This window comes from Rhizobium sp. LC145, assembly GCF_001005825.1.
Lineage (GTDB): Bacteria > Pseudomonadota > Alphaproteobacteria > Rhizobiales > Rhizobiaceae > Neorhizobium.
Genome location: NZ_LBHV01000013.1, coordinates 67,808 through 87,155 on the forward strand (window position 1 = coordinate 67,808; position 19,348 = coordinate 87,155).

Sequence of the window (19,348 nt, forward strand, 5' to 3'; positions counted from 1 at the left end):
GCCGGAGATTAAACGATTAAATTTACGCAATGCGAAACCGGTGCGGGATATACGCCCGAGATCCGGGAACGATCCTGCCCCTTTCGGCTTCTTGCGCCATGGACGTTTCATCCCCTTCGCCTATGTTGCATGATGCGTCCTGACGGCGAGGAACAGGAAAAACGGAGACGCGTCATGACACCCATGTCCGCCCGCATTGTCCATATCGGCATCAATCGGAACTGGAAGGAGATCTATGCCTTTGCCTCCAGGCCGGAAAACATGCCCGCATGGGCATCGGGCCTCGCTTCGGGATTGGATCGCGAAGGTGATGACTGGATCGGCGACGGCGGGCCGATCGGCAAGGTAAGGGTGCGCTTTGCCCCGGCCAACGATTTCGGCGTCATGGACCATACCGTGACCATGGAAAACGGGCTGGTGGTGGAAAACGCCTTGCGTGTCATTCCGAATGGCGACGGAGCGGAGGTCATGTTCGCGCTCCTGAAACGGCCGGATATGGATGAAGCCGGTTTCGAAGCCGACGCCGCTCATGTGCGGAAGGACCTCGAAACGCTGAAGCGGCTTATGGAACAGCAATGATGGGAGAGAACCGATGGCCAGCAAAGGTGCCGATCGCAAGATCGATTATGTCGAATTCCACGTAAGGGATATCCAGCCGATGAAGGACTTCTACGGCTCCGCCTTCGGCTGGACGTTCACTGACTACGGACCTGACTATTGCGAGTTCCAGGACGGCCGGCTGACCGGCGGTTTCGCCAAGGCACATACGGTATCGCCGAAGGGCGGAGCGCTCGTCATCCTCTTTGCCGACGATCTGGAAGACGCTGTCGCGCGTGTGGAAAAGGCCGGTGGCAGCATCAGCCGCCCGGTCTTCTCCTTCCCCGGCGGACGCCGCTTCCATTTCGTCGATCCGGAAGGATACGAACTGGGAGTATGGTCGGATAGATGACCACGCCATTCTGGCGCCGAGGCGGGAAATATACTACCTTGGGTGCTTGAACGGAGCGTGTCATGGGCCTGCACAAGCTGGAAATCGAGCTCACGGATGAGCTTCTGTCGAGGATCGACCGCGTCTCGACGCAGACCAACCACACGCGAACGGAAGTGGTGATCGAGACCCTCAAGGATCACCTGCCTGAAGAGGTTGGTTCCAAACAGATTACCAAGGAAGAGCGACTCGAAGCCCTTCAGAGGGCTTGGAAATTGGTGTCGAAACTGGAACCTGGGCGCTCGCAGGCAGAAATCGACAAGCAGATAAGAGAGTTCCGCGAAGATCGAAAATATGACTGACAAGGTCTATGTCGATAGCAACATTCTTATCTACTATGTTGATGGAACGACAGACCTGAAGGCAGCGGCACAGCGGAGTTTGAAAAGTCATGTGGACAAAGGGCGCAGACTTTTCTCCAGCGAACTCACTCTGGGCGAGTGTCTTCGAGGCGCGTGGCGAGACAAAGATGTTGCGGCAACCTTTCTGACCATCCTGGAAGACGACGCCTTCATTTCTTTGACAGGATTGAACAGGGCGATCATAGGGCGCGCCGCCGAAATCGGCGCCGAGCTGAACATGAAGCTCGTCGATGCTCTGCATGTCGCCACGGCGGAAGCCTTGAATTGCGGTGTTTTCCTGGCGAATGACCGGGGCATTCGCGTTCCGGATAGGATCGAGATCTACCACCTTTCCCACTCCGGCTAGCCTGACCGCATCGATATTTGGTGCGGATCGACACCAGGCACTCAGGCTGCGCTGGAGCGGCGTCTGCGATCGGCGGTTTCCTGCATCACGACGAGTGCACCGATGAGCTGCGAAGAACCGGAAAAGCACGGCGACATGCGGCAGTGAATGACGACCGTCTGACCGTTGACCTGATCCGCATAGGTAAACGCCGCGCTTTCGCCGGCAAAACAGCGGTCGAGATTTTCCTTGAATTCCTGACGGAACCGGTGAATGCCGACGAGCTCGGCGATATGCCGGCCGATCAGCGCCTCGCGCGGGAGATCGTGGCGGCTGGCATTTGTCTCGTTGGAATAGAAAACCCGATAGCCGGGGGCGATGACCATGACACGGTCGGAAATGCGGTTGAGAAGGGCGTCGTCCAGAACCCCGTCGACCGTCACATCGCTGATCGCCAAGCCGGTATCCGCTTCCGATTGTTCGCGACGCCTACCGGACTGCTGTATCTCGGGAGAAACGTAGCGCTCGACTAGTGTCTGCAGCAGATAGCCGTTGCGGCGAACGCAGCCGCCGTCATCCGCTTCCTCGTTCAGGAGATCCAGCGCGAACTGGAACTGTGCCTGGATACTGGCCGGATCGCTCGCCTGACTTTCGAAGATCGCCTTCAGCAAGGGATCGAGTTCGCGATCCAGCCGTGCCATGGATGCCGTGTCGCCGCGATCGATCGCATTGAGCAGCTCGGCATGTTTGGACCAGAAAAGGTCGATCAACGCTTGCACGCCACCATCCTCCAAGAAACAGTAGGAGATGTCGCCCTGCGGCAAAACTCTCCAGAGGAATCGCCAGTTTCCTTACTTTAACCTCCTGCAAACTGTTTGAAAACAGTGGCGGAGACGGGGCTCTTGCAACGCAACCGCCACCGATCGCATGCGCGAAAAACAAGTCGGCTTGTCAGAGGGTTTTCTTGATCGCCCAGCGGTCGTGATACCAGAGCCATTGTTCGGGATATTCCCGCACCCAGCTTTCCACCTTGTCGTTCAGCATCTGCGCCGTGGCCTCGACGTCGAGATTGCCGCGTTCGTCGCGGGGAAGCTCGATCCGCGGCTCGATCTCCAGCCGGTAGCGATTATCCGGAAGCCGGATGCACCGAGCCGGATAGACTTCGCAATTGAACTGGCGGGAAAGCTTGGCGAGCAGCGGATTGGTGCGTACCGGCCTGCCGAAGAAAGTGGTCGTGAGGCCCTTCTTGAATTTCTGGTCGACCAGAACGCCGACGCCGCCACCGGCTTCCAGTCGCCGCGCCAATGCAAAGGAAGAGCCGGCATGGGAGGGCACCAGCTGCCCCATGCGGGCGCTGCGGAAGGAAAATACCTTTTCCGCGATATAGGGATTGTTCGGCGGCCGGAAGAGCACCATTACTTCCAGCCCGAAGGCCTTGCCCGCGACCGGCAGCAGTTCGAAATTCCCGGTATGGGCGGTGAAGACGATGAAGGGCCGCGGATTGTCGCGCAAGTCCTGGAAGATCGGAATGCCGGAGACTTCCACCCTGCCCGGCTTCTCCTGCTCCGGATCGAAATCGAAAAGCCGGTCGAGGAAGACATATTCGGTTGCCAAGCGCCCCATATGGCCCCAGCTCGCCACTGCGATCTCCTCGAGCTCGCTGTCGCTCTTCTCGGGAAAGGCGTTACGCAGATTGGTGAGCATCAGCTTGTGGCGGGGCAGATGCGGGCCGACCTTGCGCGCGAGCCGATCGGCGAAGCGGATCGCGGGATCGGCCGGAAACACTTTCAGCAGGTTCAGAAACCCGAACGCCGCCTGCGCCACCGCCCATTGCTGGAAGTTGCGAAGCGCCAGAACGATCCGGATTGCGAACATCTTCACGGGCAATCAGTCCATCCGCAATATGATCTTGCCGAAGACCTGGCGGGTCTCCATGCGCGCCAGCGCCTTGTCGATCTCGCCAAAGGTGACTTCCGTATCGATGACGGGATGGACGATTCCGCGCGCCATCTTCTGCATCGCATCCGCCATGTTCTCCATCCGGCAGCCGAAGGAGCCCAGCAGCTTCAGCTGCTGCTGGAAGAGCATCATGAGGTTCACCTCGGTCGAAATGCCGGAGGTCGATCCGCAGGTAACGAGCCGCCCTCCCCGCTTGAGCGAAAACATCGAACCCGCCCAGGTATCCTTGCCGACATGTTCGAAGACGACGTCGACGCCCTTCTTCTTGGTGAGCTTGCGCACCACGCCTTCGAAGCGATCTGTGCGATAGTTGATGACGTGATCGGCGCCGAGCGCCTTGGCGCGCTCGATCTTGTCGTCGGAACCGACAGTGGTGATGACCGTGCAGCCGATCTTCTTGGCGAGCTGGATCGCCGCCGAGCCGATGCCGGAACCGCCGGCATGCACGAGGATCGTTTCGCCCGATTGCAGCCTCGCATTGTCGAACAGCATGTGCTCGACGGTACCGAAGGTCACCGGCGCCAGCGCGGCGCCGACGGCATCCACACCCGGAGGTGCCGGCACCAGCAAACGCGCCGGCAGGTTGGCCTTCTCCTGGGCAAAGCCGTCGAGATGGAAGCCATGCACGCCGGAGACGTTCTCACAGAGATTGTCCCGCTTCTCCCGGCAAGGCTTGCAGAGGCCGCAGGTGCGCGCGCCGTAGATAGACACGAGCTGGCCGGGCAGCACGTTCGAAACGCCGGGGCCGATCGCCTCGACGACGCCGGAAGCTTCCGCCCCGATCGTCAGCGGCATCTTCCGCTTGGCGAATGCCATGCCGCGCCAGCCCCACACGTCGATGTGGTTGAGCGCAACGGCCTTGACGCGCAAGGTCACTTCGCCCGGACCCGGTGCCTCCGGTTCCGGAATATCCACGGCCTCGAGCCTGCGGTCGTCGATCAATTGCAAAGCGCGCATGGTTTCACGTTTCCTTCCGGATTCATCAGGTCGGCGTGGTCCTGTCATACGCCAAACGTCATGCTCGGAATGTCCGGAGCATCTACCGACCTTCATTCTTTTATCGACGTTCGTGTATCCTCGGCACGGGGCCGAGGATGACGTCCTATTCGTGGCGGTGGCCTTAGACTGGTTCCAGCGTCATGACAAGGCTGGCGTTCTGCCCGCCGAACCCGAAGGAATTGGAAAGCACGGCATTGACCTGCGCATCCCGCTTCTTGCCCGGCACCACGTCGAGCTCGATCGTCGGATCGGGATTGGTGTAGTTGATGGTAGGCGGCAGCGTGCCCGTCCGCATGGTCTGGATCGAGAACACGGCCTCGACGGCGCCAGCCGCGGTGAGCGTGTGACCGATCATAGACTTATTGGAAGAGACCGGAATGCCCTTCAGCTTGTCACCGAAGACGGCGAGCATGGAGCTGTATTCCATCTTGTCGTTTTCCGGTGTCGAAGTGCCGTGCGCATTGATGTAGCCGATGCCGCTCTCATCCATGCCCGCATCGCTGAGCGCTGCATGGATCGTGGCGATGGCCGGCCCGCCGTCGGGCGAGGAGCGCGTGCGGTGGAAGTGGTCGGCCTTCTCGCCGCAGCCTTTGAGGATGCCGAGCACCTTGGCGCCACGCGCGATCGCGGCTTCAAGCGATTCCAGCACCAGCGTCGCGGCACCCTCGGCGATGACGAAGCCGTCGCGATCCTTGCTGAACGGTTTGGATGCCTTTTCCGGCGGGTCGTTCTGCGTGGAAAGGGCCGAAAGAAGCGAGAAGCGGATCAGGGCCTCGGCGCTCACCGAACCGTCCGTCGCGACCACCAGCGAGCGTTCGGTGCGGCCCTGCCGGATCGCCTCGACGCCGAGCTGGATTGCCGTCGCGCCGGAAGCGCAGGCCGTGGAAAGCGTAACCGGCAACCCGCGCGTCCCGAACTTGTCTGCAAGACGCTCCGATATGGAGCCGAACTGGACAGCCTCGAGGAAGACGGGATCCGGCCGCTCGCGCATGGCCGCGAGGAAGCGGTCATAGACATCCCCCGGCTGCTTCGAGGCAGGCGCGCGGTCGGCGAGCGCGAAACGGTCGGACCATTCCGGCTCGACAGGCGGCGCGGCAAGGAAGAGCGGCCCTTCGAAATCGCCGGAGAGACCGGCCTGGGCTAGCGCCTCCGTCGTCGTCTCACGCGCAAACGCATAGGAGCGCTCGACAGCGTTTTCCGCCGGAACCGAGATGAAATCCACCGTGCCGCTGATGCGGGTGGAAAGCTTGTCGGTCGGGAAGCGGCTGATCTTGTGGATGCCGGACGTGCCGGAAGTCAGCGCCGCCCAGTTGTCCGCAAGCCCCTGGCCGAGCGAGGTGATGACGCCCATGCCGGTGACCGCCACGATCGGCCGGCCCAGGTGATCCTTGAAGCGATTGTCGCTCATAACGCTCTCCTTCGCGCGTCGGCCGAAAGCACTGCAACGCCTTCGCCGCGCGTATAACCGACGGTCGTCACCACCGCATGTTTCGCCGGTGCCGGCATCGGCCGCTCGTTTGCCGGGTCGAATGCCGGAACCTTTGCGCCGCCTTTGAGGCTGAGAGCCGCAAGCGCGAGACCCAGCGGAAACTGCGCTTCCATGCCATGCCCCATCACGCCGCCATAGCCGCGGATCGTGGCACCTGGAAATTCCTTTTCGAGAACCGCCTTCTCGCGGGCGACCAGGTCCACGACGCCGCTCGCCCCGGAGAACACGACCGTCTCCGATGCCGCAGCGTCCGATGCCAGACCGGCAAGCCGGACCAGCCGCTTTTCCAGCCTGCCCTCGTCGCGATTGCCGCGATCACCCTCGATCGCATCGATCACCGCATAGATATGAGCGCCGCGGGCCTTTGCATGCGCACGCGATTCCAGCACCAGGAAGGCGCCCACGGAACCCATGATCATGCCGCCGCCATTGTCGTCGGACCGCGACCAGAGCGGGTGCCATTCGCCGGTCGCATGTGCGCGGATGCCCTCGACCAGCAGGATGATATCGGCGCGCTCGGCAACGAAGGCGCCGCCCACGAGATTGTGGGTGGATTGGCCGGCCTTGATCCGGTGGAACGCCGTCTCCACCGCCGAAATGCCGGCCGCCTCCTCGCCCATGAAGGTGCGGGAAGAACCGGTCACCTTGTGGACGATGGAGATATTGCCCGCAAGCAGGTTCGAAAGCTGGGCGAGGAAGAGCGTCGGCCTAAGTTCGGTCGTCAGCTTCTCGTTGAGGAGGATTTCACGGTCGTTGCGCTTCAGCGCCTCATCGACGATCAGCGAATCCACGTTGATGTCGCGTTCGCCGCCACCGGCCGCCACGATCATGTCCATGGAGGCGCAGGCGTCCGCATCCGTCTTCAGGCCGGCATCGTCGAGCGCCAGGCCGGCGGAAAACACGCCGAGACGCTGCCAGTTCTCCATCTGGCGCTGGTCGCCACGCTTGGCGATCTGCAGCGACCAGTCGATTTCCGGCATCGGATGGACGGGATAGGGCGCGAAACGCTCGGTATCCACGTTCGGTGCGCCGGCCTGCGGAGCGGAAAGAAGCGCTGCATGCGCTTCCTTGCCCACGCCCTGGCAGGTGACGATCCCGATCCCGGTGATCACGACATCATTGTCTGACTTGCTCATCTTGTCCTCTTGAACGGACCGCGTCAGGCTCCCGCACGGAGCGCATTCATGAGCCCGACTTCTTCGGCACGCTTGCGCACGATATCCGCAAGCGGCACTTCGCTGAACGGCATGGTGCGCAGCTTCAACTGCGCATCGCAGATCTTCTTGCCGGCCGAGGTTATCTTCGCCTTGGTGACGGCATAGCCGGACCCCTCATGCTCCAGAAACGCCTCGATGTCGAGCACCGCATCCGGTTCCACGAAGGAGCGCATCTTGGCCCCGTCGACCGACATCAGGAAGGGCATGGCGGAAAAATCGGTGGCGGCGAGCACGAGGAAACCGGAGGCCTGGGCCATGGTTTCGATCAGAAGCACGCCCGGCACCAACGGCATTCCGGGGAAGTGACCTTCAAACACCGGGCTCTTGGAAGGCACGACGGATCGCGCCTTCAAGGTCCGCGCCCCAAGATCGACCGTTTCCACACGGTCGATCATCTGGAAATATTCGAGCAGCATGAAGTTATCGGCGGGCCCCGGTCAGGCCTTGGCCGCCCTCAGCTCGTCGATCTTGGCGCAAAGGTTCTTGAGAACGAAATATTCCTCGGTGGAAACCTTGCCTTCGTTCACTTCCTGCGTCCATTGTTCGAGCGGAATCTTGATCCCGAATTCCTTGTCGATCGCGAAGACGATGTCCAGAAAGTCCAGGCTGTCGATGCCGAGATCGTCGATCGTGTGGCTCTCCGGCGTGATCGTCTCCCGGTCGATTTCGCTGGTTTCAGCGATAATGTCGGCAACTTTGTCAAATGTAGCAGTCACGCCCATGTCCTCTGAATGATAGAAAAATCAGGTTCCACATAGGGAAATCAATTCCAAATGCCAATGGCTTCCCGCGATCTGGTGAAAATTTGCCGCGCAATGTTGCCCAAACAGCAATCGAATGCGCCGCTCCTCAGGCCGCTCGGCCCTCCACGATCGCGGCTCGGATGACCTCGAGCACGCTGTCGGCCTGAATATCGGTGCAGACGAGCTGGCTCGGGTGCCCGTCCCAGTCACCCGGCGGGAATCGCCTGCCGTCCGGCTTCTGGATCGTCTGCCCATCGGCTATCCCGCCGCAGACCACGCGGATCGGCCCGCTACGCGTCTTGAAGAGCTCCGGCGCCACCAGATAGACGCAGGCGCAACTGTCGTGCACCACCATGCCGTCGCCGACGCGATGCTTGTAGAAATCGATATAGAACTGCGAGATATCGGAAAGCAGCTGCACCGCCTTGCCGCCGGTCACCGCCATTTCGGCAAGATACCCGCTCGTCATTACCGTTTTCAGCGTCACGTCCAGCCCCACCACCGTCACCCTCCATGGTGCGGTGAAGACGAGGTCGGCCGCTTCCGGATCGCCGTGGATGTTCGCCTCTGCCGCCGGGCTCGTATTGCCGTTGACGTCGAAGGCGCCGCCCATGACGATCACCTCCTTCACCAGCGCGGCGAAATCCGGGTCCGCCTTGAGCGCCAGGGCCAGATTGGTCATGCGCCCGACGGCGACAAGCGTCACCTCACCCGGCTGCGCGCGCACCGTGTCGATGATGAATTGATATGCAGGCCGCGGATCGAGCGGACGGTCGACGGTCTCGGGAATGTCGATATCACCGAGCCCGTTTTCGCCGTGGATGAAAGTCGGCCAATGGCCTTCGGGACGCGAGGGGTCGAACGTGACGCCCGCGCCTTTCGCGACCGGAGCCGAAATTCCCCATTCCTGGGCCAGGAACTGGGCGTTGCGGGTCGTGAAGCCGATCGGCGCATTGCCGAAAACCGTGGTGATGCCGATAAGGTCGATCTGCGGGTGCCGGTGCAGGAAAAGCAACGCCATTGCGTCGTCGATGCCGGGATCGGTGTCGAATATGACCTTGTGCATGATTGTCCGTGTCCTGATCGTGGGGTGGCCGCACCTTCACGGCGCCGCGGCAACATAGCGCCAAACGCGCGCACCGCAATCCCGCACGTTACGCTGCCCGAAGGTCATGAACAGGCTTACATGAACCGAGGATCGGGCTTGCCGTCGCGCCCGTTCGGTGCGACAAGCGCCGCGCCCTCCTCATCGCTCTCATTCGAGTTTCCGGCCTTGGACGACCTCGCCCTCTATCTCGCGCTCATTCTCTTCCTTGCCGCCTTCCTGGCCGGTTTCGTCGATTCCATTGCGGGCGGCGGTGGACTCATCACCATTCCCACCATGCTGATCGCGGGCATACCGCCGCTCGAAGCGGTGGCGACCAACAAACTGCAGGCGATCTTCGGCGTCGCCTCCTCCACGATCGCCTATTCCCGGCGCGGCCATGTGAACCTGAAAAGCCAGCTTCCGATGGCCTCCATGGCATTGGCCGGCGGCGTGGTGGGGGCCTTTCTCGCCAACATGCTGCCCGCGAACTTCTTCGCCGCGGCCATTCCCTTCCTGCTGATTGCGATCGCCCTCTTCTTCGCCCTGAAGCCCAATCTCCACGATGCCGATCGTCACCACCGGGTGACACCGTTCATCTTCGGGCTCACCTTCGTGCCGCTGATCGGCATCTATGACGGAGTATTCGGACCCGGCGCGGGTTCCTTCTACATGCTGGGCTTCGTCCTGCTCGCCGGCTTCGGAATGCTCAAGGCGACCGCACACACGAAGCTGCTCAATCTCGGCTCCAATTGCGGGGCCTTTCTCGTCTTCGCCCTCAATGGCGCGGTCCTTTGGAAGATCGGGCTTCTGATGGGGCTTGGCCAGTTCCTCGGCGCTCAAGCGGGATCGAGACTGGCGATGAAGAACGGCGCCGGCATCATCAAGCCGCTTCTCGTCGTTTCCTGCCTGGCGCTCGCGACCAAGCTGATCGCCGATCCGGCCCATCCCGTATGGAACTGGTTGGGTTTCTAAAGGGCGCAGCGCGCCAAGCCCTGGAGGCCGATGGCTTCTATCCCTTCATCTTGAGCGGCAGTCCGGCCGCCACGAAGAACACCTCGTCGGCGACCGCCGCGATCCGCTGATGCAGAAGCCCGGCATGGTCGCGGAACTCCCGCGCCATCCTGTTTTCCGGCACGATGCCGAGCCCGACCTCGTTGGACACCAGGATCAGTCTTGAGGAAAGACGTCCGATGAGTTCCGTCAGTTCGGCGCCGGCCGCATCGATACCGCGCCCTTCCATCATCAGATTGGTGACCCAGAGCGTCAGGCAATCGACGAGGATGACACGGCCCGGCCGGTCGATCGCAGCGAGATGGGAAACGAGGTCGAGAGGCACTTCATGCGTCGCCCAACCCTCCCCGCGATCCGTCCGGTGGCGGGCGATGCGCTCGCGCATCTCGTCGTCGAAGGCGCGGCCGGTGGCGAGATAGTGCCGTTCGAGGCCACTGTCTCGCGCAAGTCTCTCGGAAAACGCGGACTTGCCGGAACGCGCGCCACCGAGAACGAGGATCGCATGGCCTTTATCTGTCATGGGAGCTTTTCGGCCGATTCGGAAAACATGCCGCCGGGAGAAAGAAAAGGACCGGACGATTCGTAGATCAAGAGGCGTCCGGCCCTGTTGGATGATGAACTTCGCTGACTCACAGCGGTATGCCCAAAATGTGGGGCCTGGCGCGGGCCAAGTCAATCCGGAGGATTTTGAAAAAAGCCGCACGGGGTTGAAACCCGGCCGGGTGGCGGAAGGGAAACACCGCTTCCGATAAAAAAGGCGACCGGTACGCACTACCCAACCCGGCGCCATGCGACCAACCGGCCGCGTTGAAATCATTAGCGCCACATTCTTACCGGAACGTTTACCGGGAACATTTTTGCGGAAGGATTTTTGGTTGTGGATCGGCGGAGGCGTCCAGCGTTTGCGCGCGCCTGGTCAATCCGCCACCAAACGGGGACGAAATCACCACCCCACTTCAATCGCATCAATACCTTGTCACTTTTCTCATCCCCGCCCTCTCCAACCATGCCTACAATCGCCCCGCTTCCGTCGCCGGAGTGTTTCGCGAGACGTTCGCGGGCAGGCGGAGGCCGGCGCCCGCCGTGCGGATATGAATCCTGCCACGCTTCCGGATGCACAATCCGGGAGAATATGACCCTGCCCCGCGAGAACTTCGGCCATGAAAAAAGCCGGGACGTTTCCGGCCCGGCTTTCCTGTTCGGTGAATGACCCGAAGGTTATTCGGCGCTGTCCTCAGCGGCCTTCTTCTTCGGCGCGGCCTTCTTCTTCGGAGCAGCTTCCTCGCCTTCGGCGGTTTCGGCCTTGGCGGCAGCCTTCTTCTTCGGCGCGGCCTTCTTGGCCGGCTTGTCGCCTTCTTCGCCCTCTTCGTCGGCGAGCAGCTCTTCCTTCGTTACCGTCTTGTCGGTCACGTTGATTTCGGAAAGCAGCTTATCGACGACCTTCTCTTCGAAGATCGGAGCGCGCAGCGAAGCGGAAGCACCGGGCGTGTTGCGGAAGAAATCGAGGATTTCCTTCTGCTGGCCCGGGAACTGCTGGAGCTGCGCATAAAGCGCGCGCTGCATTTCCTCTTCGGTCACTTCCACGCCGGCCTTTTCGCCGATCTCGGAAAGAACCAGGCCGAGACGGACGCGGCGCTCGGCGAGCTTGCGGTATTCCGCGCGCGCCTCTTCCTCGGTCGTCTCCTCGTCCTCGAAGGTCTTGCCGGACTGCTGGAGATCCGTGTTGATCTGACGCCAGATGTTCTCGAACTCGGCGTCGACCAGGCCCTGCGGGGTGTCGAACTTGTACATCTCGTCGAGCTGGTCGAGGATCTGACGCTTGACCTTCTGGCGGGTGATGTTGCCGTACTGGCCTTCGATCTGGCCGCGGACGATCTCCTTCAGACGATCGACCGATTCGATGCCGAGCTTGGAGGCGAGTTCGTCGTTGATCTCGATCGCGCCCGGAGCGGCAACGTCCTTGACGGTGACGTCGAAGGTAGCCTCCTTGCCGGCCAGGTTGGCGGCCGGATAATCTGCCGGGAAGGTGACCGTGATGGTCTTCTCGTCACCGGCCTTGACGCCGACGAGCTGGTCTTCGAAGCCGGGGATGAAGCGGCCCGAGCCGAGAACCAGTTCGGCATCTTCGGCGGTACCACCGTCGAAGGCGACGCCATCGACCTTGCCGAGATAGTTCATGGTGACGCGGTCGCCGTCGGCGGCCTTGCCCTTCTTGGTCTCAAAGGTACGAGCGCTTTCGGCGATCTTCTCGATCTGCTCGTTGACTTCGTCATCGCCGATCTCGACGACTTCGCGTACGACCTTGAGGCCGTCGGTCGACTTGAGCTCGATCGGCGGGATGACTTCATAGGAAAGCGTGAATTCGAAATCGGCCTGGGCGTTCAGGATCTTTTCGGCTTCGGCCTCGTCCTCGGTCATGGAGATCGAAGGCTGGGTGGCGGACTTCTCGCCGCGCTCCGAGAGGATCTTGGTCGGGCGCTCGCGGACGATCTCGTTGACGAGGTCGGCCATGATCGACTTGCCGTACATCTTCTTCAGATGCGCGACCGGCACCTTGCCCGGACGGAAGCCGTTGATGCGGACCTTGTCCTTGGCGTCGGCCAGGCGAACGTTGAGCTCCGCTTCCATATCCTTTTTCGGGATAACGACCTTGATTTCGCGCTTCAGCCCTTCAGCGAGCGTTTCGGTAACCTGCATGTCTATACCTTCATATCGTGGCGGCGGTGCTCAGACAGCCGTTGTTTCATCGAGCACGACGCCGGAACTAGTGACCGGTCGCGGTCTTCTGGAACGCCGGTCGCAACCGAAAATCGTTCGCAACTGCGCTCCCGGCGGCTCTGGTGCGGGTAGAGAGACTTGAACTCCCACGCCTTGCGGCACCAGAACCTAAATCTGGCGTGTCTACCAATTTCACCATACCCGCGCTCCAAACCGCATCGAAAACCCTCGCATCGAGGCCTTCCGGAGCGCGCGTCTCTATATCACCCGTTTCGGCGAGCGCAAAGGGAAAATGACGGTTTTTTGGCACCGGCGGAAAGGCAGGAAAGAAGCACCTGCGAGAACCGCATTTCAACCCTGTTTTGCATAGCCGCCCGCAATGCTCGCGTTAACTTTTTATTTATTTCTAAAGTTTAACATCAAGCTCACGGAATTGCCATGCGGCGGCTGCATGTCATCCGGGAGGATCTTGCTCTGCACAACCACCGACTACTTCCCTGATTTTTGCATGAGGCGGGCCGAAACATCGGCAAACCGAACGGCGGGGTGGCAGTCCGCCGCATTGAAACTGCCCTCGGATTTTCCGAGTATTCGGAATTCGGATTGCGCCCTCCTCCTCCCAGCGCATTCCGATCAAGACTGGCGATCCTCCTCCTCCCAAATCGCCAGTCGTTACGCGTAACGCCCACCGGATCCTCCTCCCCCGGTGGGCGTTATCTTTTCTCATCATCCTCCCATTTCCGCTTGGCCCCTGCCCAGACTTTAACCAATTGGTCATAACTGCGACCTGTGGAATGCATTCCGTGCATAGGTGGCATACCGAATGGGCGCTGTTACTCCTTCGCGGCGCAACATATATAGCCGCCATGAGATTGAAGCCGGCGCCAGAAAGGCTGCCGACCACTTGGAAAAGAAGAGGCAGACCATGAACATCGCACGCTCTTTCAACAACTGGCGCAAGTATCGCGAGACCGTATCCGAACTCGGTCGCATGACGGACCGCGAACTCAACGATCTCGGCATCGGCCGCGCCGACATCCGCCGCGTTGCTCGCACCGCCGTCGGTTTCTGATCGATACAGCCATCAGGCTTGAAGAAAGCGCTCCTCTCGGGGCGCTTTTTTATTTGCGCGCTCGGCTGTTGTCGCAAAAAACACCGCAAACCATTGTGCGACATACTTCGGCAGGCGCTGCCGATAATTTATTCAAAGGCGCAAATTTCACCAATCCCATGCACATTTGCATGGCAGTCGCATATTTTTTGCACTGCACTCTCTTATTATTCGGTTGTATAAGGACGCCATCGCCGATGTCGATAACGAGCATCGGTTGGAGTTCTTGAGGAAACAAAGATGAACCCGCTTCGCATGGCAAAGGCCTGGATCAGCTACAGGCGGACTGTGAACGAACTGAGCAACCTGTCCAATCAGGCTCTCAGCGACATCGGTCTGACCCGTTACGACATCCGCCACATCGCAGCCCGCTCCTTCCGCTAATCCGTTTTGACGGACGGCGCGGAGCAAGACCGCGACCGGAAGGTGCCGTGGTTGGCAAAGACAGCAGATGAATGATGTAAGACGGCACCTTCGGGTGCCGTTTTGATTCCGGTTGGACGCCTCGCGGCACCCATGGTATTGAGCCGCCATGACGAAGAACAGCTATTCTCCCATCCATATCATCGGCGGAGGCCTTGCCGGCTCGGAAGCTGCCTGGCAGGTGGCCGAGGCCGGAGTCCCGGTCGTCCTGCACGAAATGCGCGGCGTGCGCGGCACCGATGCCCACAAGACCGACGGGCTTGCCGAGCTTGTCTGCTCCAACTCCTTCCGCTCCGACGATGCGACCGCGAACGCCGTCGGCGTCATCCATGCAGAAATGCGGCTGGCCGGCTCGCTGATCATGGCGTCGGCCGACCGGAACCAGGTGCCGGCCGGCGGCGCGCTGGCCGTGGACCGCGACGGCTTTTCCGATGCGGTGACGGAGGCGATCGAGAAGCATCCGCTGATCACCGTGGTCCGCGAGGAGATCGTGGGGTTGCCGCCGAAGGAATGGGATCTTGCGGTCATCGCCACCGGCCCGCTCACCTCGCCTGCCCTGGCGGCGGCGATCCAGGCCGAGACCGGGGAGGACCAGCTCGCCTTTTTCGATGCGATCGCGCCGATCGTCCACCGCGATTCCATCGATATGGACATCTGCTGGTACCAGTCGCGCTATGACAAGGTCGGGCCCGGCGGCACGGGCAAGGATTACATCAACTGCCCGCTGGACGAAGCGCAGTACAACGCCTTCATCGACGCGCTGATCGCCGGCGATACCGTCGGCTTCAAGGAATGGGAAGGTACCCCCTATTTCGACGGCTGCCTGCCGATCGAGGTGATGGCCGAGCGCGGACGCGAGACGCTGCGGCACGGCCCGATGAAGCCCATGGGTCTGACGAATGCCCATAACCCTTCCGTCAAGCCCTATGCCGTCGTGCAGCTCCGCCAGGACAATGCGCTCGGCACGCTCTACAACATGGTCGGCTTTCAGACGAAGCTGAAATACGGCACCCAGGCGGAAATCTTCCGCATGATTCCGGGCCTGCAGAATGCCGAATTTGCAAGGCTCGGCGGCCTGCACCGCAACACCTACATCCATTCCCCCATCCTGCTCGACAAGACACTGACGCTGAAGAGCAGGCCCGGCTTGCGCTTTGCCGGTCAGATCACCGGCTGCGAAGGCTATGTGGAGAGTGCGGCGATCGGCCTTTTGGCCGGGCGTTTCGCAGCCAGCGAACGCAAGGGCGAAACACTTGCTTCTCCGCCGGTCACGACCGCCTTCGGTTCCCTGCTGGGTCACATCACCGGAGGACACCTGGTTTCCGACGACGAGCCGGGCAAGAGGTCCTTCCAGCCGATGAACATCAATTTCGGGCTTTTCCCGGAACTGCAGCCGGGATCGATCGTCAAGCCGGAAGGCGTGAAGCGCTTCCGCGGCAAGGACAAGTCGATCATGAAGCGCCAGCTCCTCGCGGCCCGCGCGCTGCGGGACTGCGCCGCCTGGCTGGGACACGAGGTCCGCGCGGCGGGCTGAGATCAGGCGCGGTCGGCGGCCGGTTCCTGTTTTTCGGCCTCCCGGTCTTCAGGGCTCACGTAATTATCGAGCAGCCAGAGCGAGACTTCGGCTGCTTCCTGCTCGGTGGCGAAGACGTACTCGCCGTTCTGGCTGCGAACATCCAGGAAATCCACGGAAAAACCCTTGGGATTGCCGGAGGGCGTCACCCGCACGCGGCCGGGCTGGATAACATGGCAGGCGTAGTGCTTGCGATGGTTACGCATGATCCCGGTCTTGCCGTCATAGAGCCGCACGAAAACCGCGCCGCCATCAGCCGTCACATGCAGGGCACGTATCGCCTCATTGGGAAAGGCCCGGCCGAATTCCAGTATCGCAAGGCCGGTGTCCTGGCTGCTTTCCGTTCTCTCCAGCCGTGCCATGCGCGAAGCATAGAGCGCCAAAAGCACGACCAATCCGAATACGATCGACCATACGACGACGGGACTCACGGGCTCCTCCCTTAGAGAACGGCACTTTAGCGTCCGCCATCATTTATCGCACGAGGCTTGCGCGAATGTGGTGTCTGTCAGAGTTTTTTCGCAACAATCGCCTTCAGGAGACGAAGCTGGCGCCGCCATTGCGGCTGCTGGAGGTTCGTTTCGAGCACCTTGGCACCCTCTCGGGCGGCCCGCCGAAGCGCCGGCTCCGCCAGCGCGACCGGCAGGAAGGCGGCGAAGACGGAGGCAGGAACCGGGCCGGCGCGCCGAGCCTTGGCAAGATGCTCCAACCCCAGACCGGCAAAAGCTTCTATCGCAGCGGAAATCTTCGCCTTCTCCTCGCCAAGAAGAAAGGCGTCCCGGTCGAGCCCGGTCGCAGCGAGTATATCGAGCGGCAGGTAGAGCTGCCCGCGGCGGCGATGGATCGGCATGAGCAGCAGCAGCCCCGCGATCGCCTGCGCCACACCGGCATGTCCCGCCGCTTCGGCCGAACGCGCCGCATCGGCCGGTGACAGGATCAGACTTGCAAGCTGGATCAACGCAGAAGCGGTCTCGCCGGCATAGCCTTCCAGCGCGTTCCGATCTGTCAGCGGGTCGTCGTAGAGATCGAAGATCCGACCGTCGATCATGTCGATAAGCGTCTGGCGCGGCAGGCGGTGGGTCTCGATCGCCGAAAGCAGCCCTGCGGCTACTGGATTTGCCGAACTTTCGCCATGAGACGTGCCTTCGAGAAGATCGCGCCACCATTGCAGCCGGATTTCCCCCGGCAAGGGTTCGCGCGCCACGTCCCGCACCCGGGCGATCTCCGCATTGAAGGCATAGAGCGCGGCGAGAGCTCCACGCTTTTCCGTTGGAGACAGAAGGCAGGCAAGATAGCGGTCGCGATCGGTCTCGCGAAGCGTCGCAAGGCAGATATCGGCGTTGTCCGTGGCCGTGTCGGTCACCGGCACCTCGTCAGACGGCAATCAGGGCAGCGGCAACGGCGCGCGATTCCGACAGCATGATGTTGTAGGTCCTGACCGCAGCCCCCGTGCTCATGGGGTCCGATGCTATTCCACGTGCCTTCAGGGCCGCCTTGAGCGCCGCCGGAAGCGGCTTCAGGTTCTGTCCGGTGCCGACCAGAAGCACTTCGATCTCGCCGGCATCCGCCAACACCTTGCCGAAGGCGTCGACCGTCAGCGGCTCGCCCTCCTTGATATCCCAGCCATGAACGCCGGAAGGCAGGCAGAGCAACGAGCCCTTATGGGACATATCGGCGAAGCGAAACCCGCCATTGCCATAGGCGTCGATCGGAGCGCGTCCGGGAAAATGGGCGTCCCGGATTTCGATGCCTCTCGCCATGCCCTTAAGCCTTCTCGAAAAATCAGCTCAGAGCCGCCGCGGCGGCTCTTGGAAAGGCGGGGCATGTCTTCCGCGACACGCCCGCCGCCATCATCAGGAAGCAGCCGCTTCGGTCTTGACCGGCTCGCCCTTCACACGGACTTCCGCGATATAGGCGCGCACGGCGCGGACCTTGACGCCTTCGGCGATTTCAACTTCCAGCTCATTGTCGTCGACGACCTTGGTCACCTTGCCGGAAATACCGCCGCCGAGTACGACCTGGTCACCACGACGGATGGCGGAGAGCGTTTCCTGGCGCTTCTTCATCTGAGCGCGCTGCGGACGGATCAGGAAGAAGTACCAGACCACCATCAGCGGCGCGAACAGGAAAAGCATTTCGAGGCCGGAGCCAAACGCCGAGCCACCCGGGGCTGCGCCTTCGGCCTGGGCGAATGCTTCAGTAATGAACATAGAGAACTCCATATGGTTGCCGGGTCCTCTCCTCGAGCCCCCGCTTCAAGCCGCCGGAATATAGTTGCCATGGCCCGGAATGCAACAAAAACAGGTAGTCCGCAGTACCAAATCCACCTCTCTCAGACTTTCCGGTTGAAAACGTGCATGTTACCGCAGCAGCCACACGCCACAGGTCCCGTATGCCAGGAGATACGACGATGAACGACGAGATGAATACGCTGCTGCTTGCCGAAGTCCGCCGGCTGGCGGATGCGCTCGAACGTCTCGCCGGCCCTCCTCCCGCCGTCAACGACTGGAACGCCGCCGACTGTTTCGTCTGGGTGCCTGCCAACCTGCGCCTGCAGCCGGTGCCCCGGCCGAACCGCGTGGCCTTGAAGCTCATCCGCGGCGTGGACCACGTGCGCGATATCCTGCACGAAAACACGCTACGCTTTGCGGAAGGCTTTGCCGCAAACAACGTGCTCCTCTGGGGCGCCCGCGGCATGGGCAAGTCGTCCCTGGTAAAGGCCGTGCATGAGGATGTCCGCGCTGCGACCCGCGTGTCGCTGAAGCTTGTCGAGGTGCATCGCGAGGACATCTCCTCGCTGCCGGAACTTCTGGACATCCTGAAAGCCTCCGGCCACCGGGTCATCGTCTTTTGCGACGACCTTTCCTTCGATCATGACGACACGGCCTATAAGTCGCTGAAGGCGGCGCTCGACGGCGGCATCGAAGGCCGGCCGGACAATGTACTCTTCTACGCGACTTCGAACCGCCGGCATCTGCTGCCGCGCAACATGATCGAGAACGAACAATCGACGGCCATCAATCCCTCCGAAGCCGTGGAGGAAAAGGTATCGCTATCGGACCGCTTCGGCCTCTGGCTCGGTTTCCATAAATGCAGCCAGGATGATTATCTGACGATGATCGACGGCTACGCCGACCATTTCGAACTCGGTCTCGACCGCGAAACGCTGCACGCGCAAGCGCTCGAATGGGCAACGACCCGCGGCGGGCGATCCGGACGCGTCGCTTGGCAATATATCCAGGATCTGGCGGGCCGGCTCAGAAAGCCTCTGCCAAAAGATTGAACCTAACGCGAAAAAGCCCGGCAATGCCGGGCTTTTCCTCCGTCCCCTTGAAACGCACTA

At 61.4% G+C, this 19,348-nt stretch carries 23 protein-coding genes and 1 tRNA gene; 9 read left to right on the forward strand and 15 right to left on the reverse strand.

All coding sequences use genetic code 11. The features are described 5' to 3' along the window. Positions 1-174 precede the first annotated feature (174 nt). The 4 genes from YH62_RS25855 (at position 175) to YH62_RS25870 (ending at position 1,696) form a co-directional block, all read left to right on the forward strand. Positions 175-579 carry a polyketide cyclase gene (locus tag YH62_RS25855; RefSeq protein WP_046797187.1) on the forward strand — a complete coding sequence of 135 codons (405 nt, stop codon included), beginning with the start codon at positions 175-177 and terminating at the stop codon, positions 577-579. 13 nt (positions 580-592) lie between these two features. Beyond that, positions 593-949 carry a VOC family protein gene (locus YH62_RS25860; RefSeq protein ID WP_046797188.1) on the forward strand — a complete coding sequence of 119 codons (357 nt, stop codon included), beginning with the start codon at positions 593-595 and terminating at the stop codon, positions 947-949. A 62-nt stretch (positions 950-1,011) separates the two neighbouring features. Further along, positions 1,012-1,290 carry a hypothetical protein gene (locus YH62_RS25865; protein WP_046797189.1) on the forward strand — a complete coding sequence of 93 codons (279 nt, stop codon included), beginning with the start codon at positions 1,012-1,014 and terminating at the stop codon, positions 1,288-1,290. Continuing rightward, positions 1,283-1,696, forward strand: coding sequence for a type II toxin-antitoxin system VapC family toxin (locus YH62_RS25870; RefSeq protein ID WP_046797190.1), 414 nt, complete (start codon positions 1,283-1,285; stop codon positions 1,694-1,696). The genes YH62_RS25865 and YH62_RS25870 overlap by 8 nt, the downstream gene beginning before the upstream one ends. A gap of 41 nt (positions 1,697-1,737) precedes the next feature. Here the strand turns inward: YH62_RS25870 and YH62_RS25875 are convergent, their stop codons facing one another. The 8 genes from YH62_RS25875 to YH62_RS25910 all read right to left on the reverse strand — a co-directional run bounded on the left by YH62_RS25875 (position 1,738) and on the right by YH62_RS25910 (position 9,148). Next, on the reverse strand, positions 1,738-2,454 hold the full coding sequence (locus YH62_RS25875; RefSeq protein WP_046797250.1) for a PAS domain-containing protein: 717 nt from the start codon (positions 2,452-2,454) through the stop codon (positions 1,738-1,740). A 172-nt stretch (positions 2,455-2,626) separates the two neighbouring features. Continuing rightward, complete coding sequence (locus YH62_RS25880; RefSeq protein ID WP_046797251.1) at positions 2,627-3,556, reverse strand: lipid A biosynthesis lauroyl acyltransferase; 930 nt, start codon at positions 3,554-3,556, stop codon at positions 2,627-2,629. 6 nt (positions 3,557-3,562) lie between these two features. Continuing rightward, the gene (locus tag YH62_RS25885) at positions 3,563-4,591 is read right to left on the reverse strand and encodes a zinc-binding dehydrogenase (protein ID WP_046797191.1); all 1,029 of its coding nucleotides are present in this window, start codon (positions 4,589-4,591) and stop codon (positions 3,563-3,565) included. A gap of 163 nt (positions 4,592-4,754) precedes the next feature. After that, entirely contained in the window at positions 4,755-6,041 is a 1,287-nt protein-coding gene (locus YH62_RS25890) for a beta-ketoacyl-ACP synthase (protein ID WP_046797192.1), read from the reverse strand. Then, positions 6,038-7,258: a beta-ketoacyl-ACP synthase gene (locus YH62_RS25895; protein WP_046797193.1), complete on the reverse strand. Its 1,221-nt coding sequence runs from the start codon at positions 7,256-7,258 to the stop codon at positions 6,038-6,040. Before YH62_RS25895 ends, YH62_RS25890 begins: the two co-directional genes overlap by 4 nt. A 23-nt stretch (positions 7,259-7,281) precedes the next feature. After that, positions 7,282-7,755 (reverse strand): 3-hydroxyacyl-ACP dehydratase FabZ family protein, encoded by a 474-nt coding sequence (locus YH62_RS25900; protein WP_046797194.1) that lies wholly within the window; start codon positions 7,753-7,755, stop codon positions 7,282-7,284. A gap of 21 nt (positions 7,756-7,776) precedes the next feature. After that, positions 7,777-8,061, reverse strand: a complete 285-nt coding sequence (locus YH62_RS25905) for an acyl carrier protein (protein ID WP_105373468.1) — start codon at positions 8,059-8,061, stop codon at positions 7,777-7,779. Positions 8,062-8,188: 127 nt separating this feature from the next. After that, positions 8,189-9,148 (reverse strand): nucleoside hydrolase, encoded by a 960-nt coding sequence (locus tag YH62_RS25910; RefSeq protein WP_046797195.1) that lies wholly within the window; start codon positions 9,146-9,148, stop codon positions 8,189-8,191. Positions 9,149-9,355: 207 nt separating this feature from the next. On the opposite strand from YH62_RS25910, the gene YH62_RS25915 reads away from it, so the two are divergent. Further along, positions 9,356-10,141 (forward strand): TSUP family transporter, encoded by a 786-nt coding sequence (locus YH62_RS25915; RefSeq protein ID WP_046797253.1) that lies wholly within the window; start codon positions 9,356-9,358, stop codon positions 10,139-10,141. A gap of 37 nt (positions 10,142-10,178) precedes the next feature. On the opposite strand, the gene cobU is transcribed toward YH62_RS25915, so the two are convergent. From cobU to YH62_RS25930, 3 genes are all read right to left on the reverse strand, one after another. Further along, positions 10,179-10,700: a bifunctional adenosylcobinamide kinase/adenosylcobinamide-phosphate guanylyltransferase gene (cobU, locus tag YH62_RS25920; RefSeq protein ID WP_046797196.1), complete on the reverse strand. Its 522-nt coding sequence runs from the start codon at positions 10,698-10,700 to the stop codon at positions 10,179-10,181. 698 nt (positions 10,701-11,398) lie between these two features. Then, on the reverse strand, positions 11,399-12,877 hold the full coding sequence (tig, locus tag YH62_RS25925) for a trigger factor (RefSeq protein ID WP_046797197.1): 1,479 nt from the start codon (positions 12,875-12,877) through the stop codon (positions 11,399-11,401). Positions 12,878-13,018: 141 nt separating this feature from the next. Beyond that, positions 13,019-13,103 (reverse strand) — tRNA-Leu (locus YH62_RS25930). Positions 13,104-13,823: 720 nt separating this feature from the next. Here YH62_RS25930 and YH62_RS29775 point away from each other — a divergent pair. The 3 genes from YH62_RS29775 to trmFO all read left to right on the forward strand — a co-directional run bounded on the left by YH62_RS29775 (position 13,824) and on the right by trmFO (position 15,966). Beyond that, positions 13,824-13,970: a DUF1127 domain-containing protein gene (locus YH62_RS29775; RefSeq protein WP_082118527.1), complete on the forward strand. Its 147-nt coding sequence runs from the start codon at positions 13,824-13,826 to the stop codon at positions 13,968-13,970. 279 nt (positions 13,971-14,249) lie between these two features. Then, positions 14,250-14,393, forward strand: a complete 144-nt coding sequence (locus tag YH62_RS29780) for a DUF1127 domain-containing protein (protein ID WP_082118520.1) — start codon at positions 14,250-14,252, stop codon at positions 14,391-14,393. A gap of 148 nt (positions 14,394-14,541) precedes the next feature. Beyond that, on the forward strand, positions 14,542-15,966 hold the full coding sequence (gene trmFO, locus YH62_RS25940) for a methylenetetrahydrofolate--tRNA-(uracil(54)-C(5))-methyltransferase (FADH(2)-oxidizing) TrmFO (RefSeq protein ID WP_046797199.1): 1,425 nt from the start codon (positions 14,542-14,544) through the stop codon (positions 15,964-15,966). A gap of 2 nt (positions 15,967-15,968) precedes the next feature. Here the strand turns inward: trmFO and YH62_RS25945 are convergent, their stop codons facing one another. The 4 genes from YH62_RS25945 to yajC form a co-directional block, all read right to left on the reverse strand. Continuing rightward, a complete protein-coding gene (locus YH62_RS25945; protein ID WP_046797200.1) occupies positions 15,969-16,436 on the reverse strand; it encodes a hypothetical protein in 468 nt (155 codons plus the stop codon). A gap of 77 nt (positions 16,437-16,513) precedes the next feature. Then, the gene (locus tag YH62_RS25950; RefSeq protein WP_046797201.1) at positions 16,514-17,368 is read right to left on the reverse strand and encodes a phytoene/squalene synthase family protein; all 855 of its coding nucleotides are present in this window, start codon (positions 17,366-17,368) and stop codon (positions 16,514-16,516) included. Between the two features lie 10 nt (positions 17,369-17,378). Further along, the gene (locus tag YH62_RS25955) at positions 17,379-17,765 is read right to left on the reverse strand and encodes an Mth938-like domain-containing protein (protein WP_046797202.1); all 387 of its coding nucleotides are present in this window, start codon (positions 17,763-17,765) and stop codon (positions 17,379-17,381) included. A gap of 93 nt (positions 17,766-17,858) precedes the next feature. Beyond that, positions 17,859-18,215, reverse strand: a complete 357-nt coding sequence (yajC, locus tag YH62_RS25960) for a preprotein translocase subunit YajC (protein WP_046797203.1) — start codon at positions 18,213-18,215, stop codon at positions 17,859-17,861. Positions 18,216-18,415: 200 nt separating this feature from the next. On the opposite strand from yajC, the gene YH62_RS25965 reads away from it, so the two are divergent. Next, positions 18,416-19,288 carry an ATP-binding protein gene (locus YH62_RS25965; RefSeq protein WP_046797204.1) on the forward strand — a complete coding sequence of 291 codons (873 nt, stop codon included), beginning with the start codon at positions 18,416-18,418 and terminating at the stop codon, positions 19,286-19,288. Positions 19,289-19,348: the final 60 nt, after the last annotated feature.

Bases quoted from the DNA above. Each gene is read 5' to 3' on its own strand.
- YH62_RS25855 (WP_046797187.1), top strand. From the start codon at position 175: ATGACACCCATGTCCGCCCGCATTGTCCATATCGGCATCAATCGGAAC.
- YH62_RS25860 (WP_046797188.1), top strand. From the start codon at position 593: ATGGCCAGCAAAGGTGCCGATCGCAAGATCGATTATGTCGAATTCCAC.
- YH62_RS25865 (WP_046797189.1), top strand. From the start codon at position 1,012: ATGGGCCTGCACAAGCTGGAAATCGAGCTCACGGATGAGCTTCTGTCG.
- YH62_RS25870 (WP_046797190.1), top strand. From the start codon at position 1,283: ATGACTGACAAGGTCTATGTCGATAGCAACATTCTTATCTACTATGTT.
- YH62_RS25885 (WP_046797191.1), bottom strand. From the start codon at position 4,591: ATGCGCGCTTTGCAATTGATCGACGACCGCAGGCTCGAGGCCGTGGAT.
- YH62_RS25890 (WP_046797192.1), bottom strand. From the start codon at position 6,041: ATGAGCGACAATCGCTTCAAGGATCACCTGGGCCGGCCGATCGTGGCG.
- YH62_RS25895 (WP_046797193.1), bottom strand. From the start codon at position 7,258: ATGAGCAAGTCAGACAATGATGTCGTGATCACCGGGATCGGGATCGTC.
- YH62_RS25900 (WP_046797194.1), bottom strand. From the start codon at position 7,755: ATGCTGCTCGAATATTTCCAGATGATCGACCGTGTGGAAACGGTCGAT.
- YH62_RS25905 (WP_105373468.1), bottom strand. From the start codon at position 8,061: ATGGGCGTGACTGCTACATTTGACAAAGTTGCCGACATTATCGCTGAA.
- YH62_RS25910 (WP_046797195.1), bottom strand. From the start codon at position 9,148: ATGCACAAGGTCATATTCGACACCGATCCCGGCATCGACGACGCAATG.
- cobU (WP_046797196.1), bottom strand. From the start codon at position 10,700: ATGACAGATAAAGGCCATGCGATCCTCGTTCTCGGTGGCGCGCGTTCC.
- tig (WP_046797197.1), bottom strand. From the start codon at position 12,877: ATGCAGGTTACCGAAACGCTCGCTGAAGGGCTGAAGCGCGAAATCAAG.
- YH62_RS29775 (WP_082118527.1), top strand. From the start codon at position 13,824: ATGAACATCGCACGCTCTTTCAACAACTGGCGCAAGTATCGCGAGACC.
- YH62_RS29780 (WP_082118520.1), top strand. From the start codon at position 14,250: ATGAACCCGCTTCGCATGGCAAAGGCCTGGATCAGCTACAGGCGGACT.
- trmFO (WP_046797199.1), top strand. From the start codon at position 14,542: ATGACGAAGAACAGCTATTCTCCCATCCATATCATCGGCGGAGGCCTT.
- YH62_RS25955 (WP_046797202.1), bottom strand. From the start codon at position 17,765: ATGGCGAGAGGCATCGAAATCCGGGACGCCCATTTTCCCGGACGCGCT.
- yajC (WP_046797203.1), bottom strand. From the start codon at position 18,215: ATGTTCATTACTGAAGCATTCGCCCAGGCCGAAGGCGCAGCCCCGGGT.
- YH62_RS25965 (WP_046797204.1), top strand. From the start codon at position 18,416: ATGAACGACGAGATGAATACGCTGCTGCTTGCCGAAGTCCGCCGGCTG.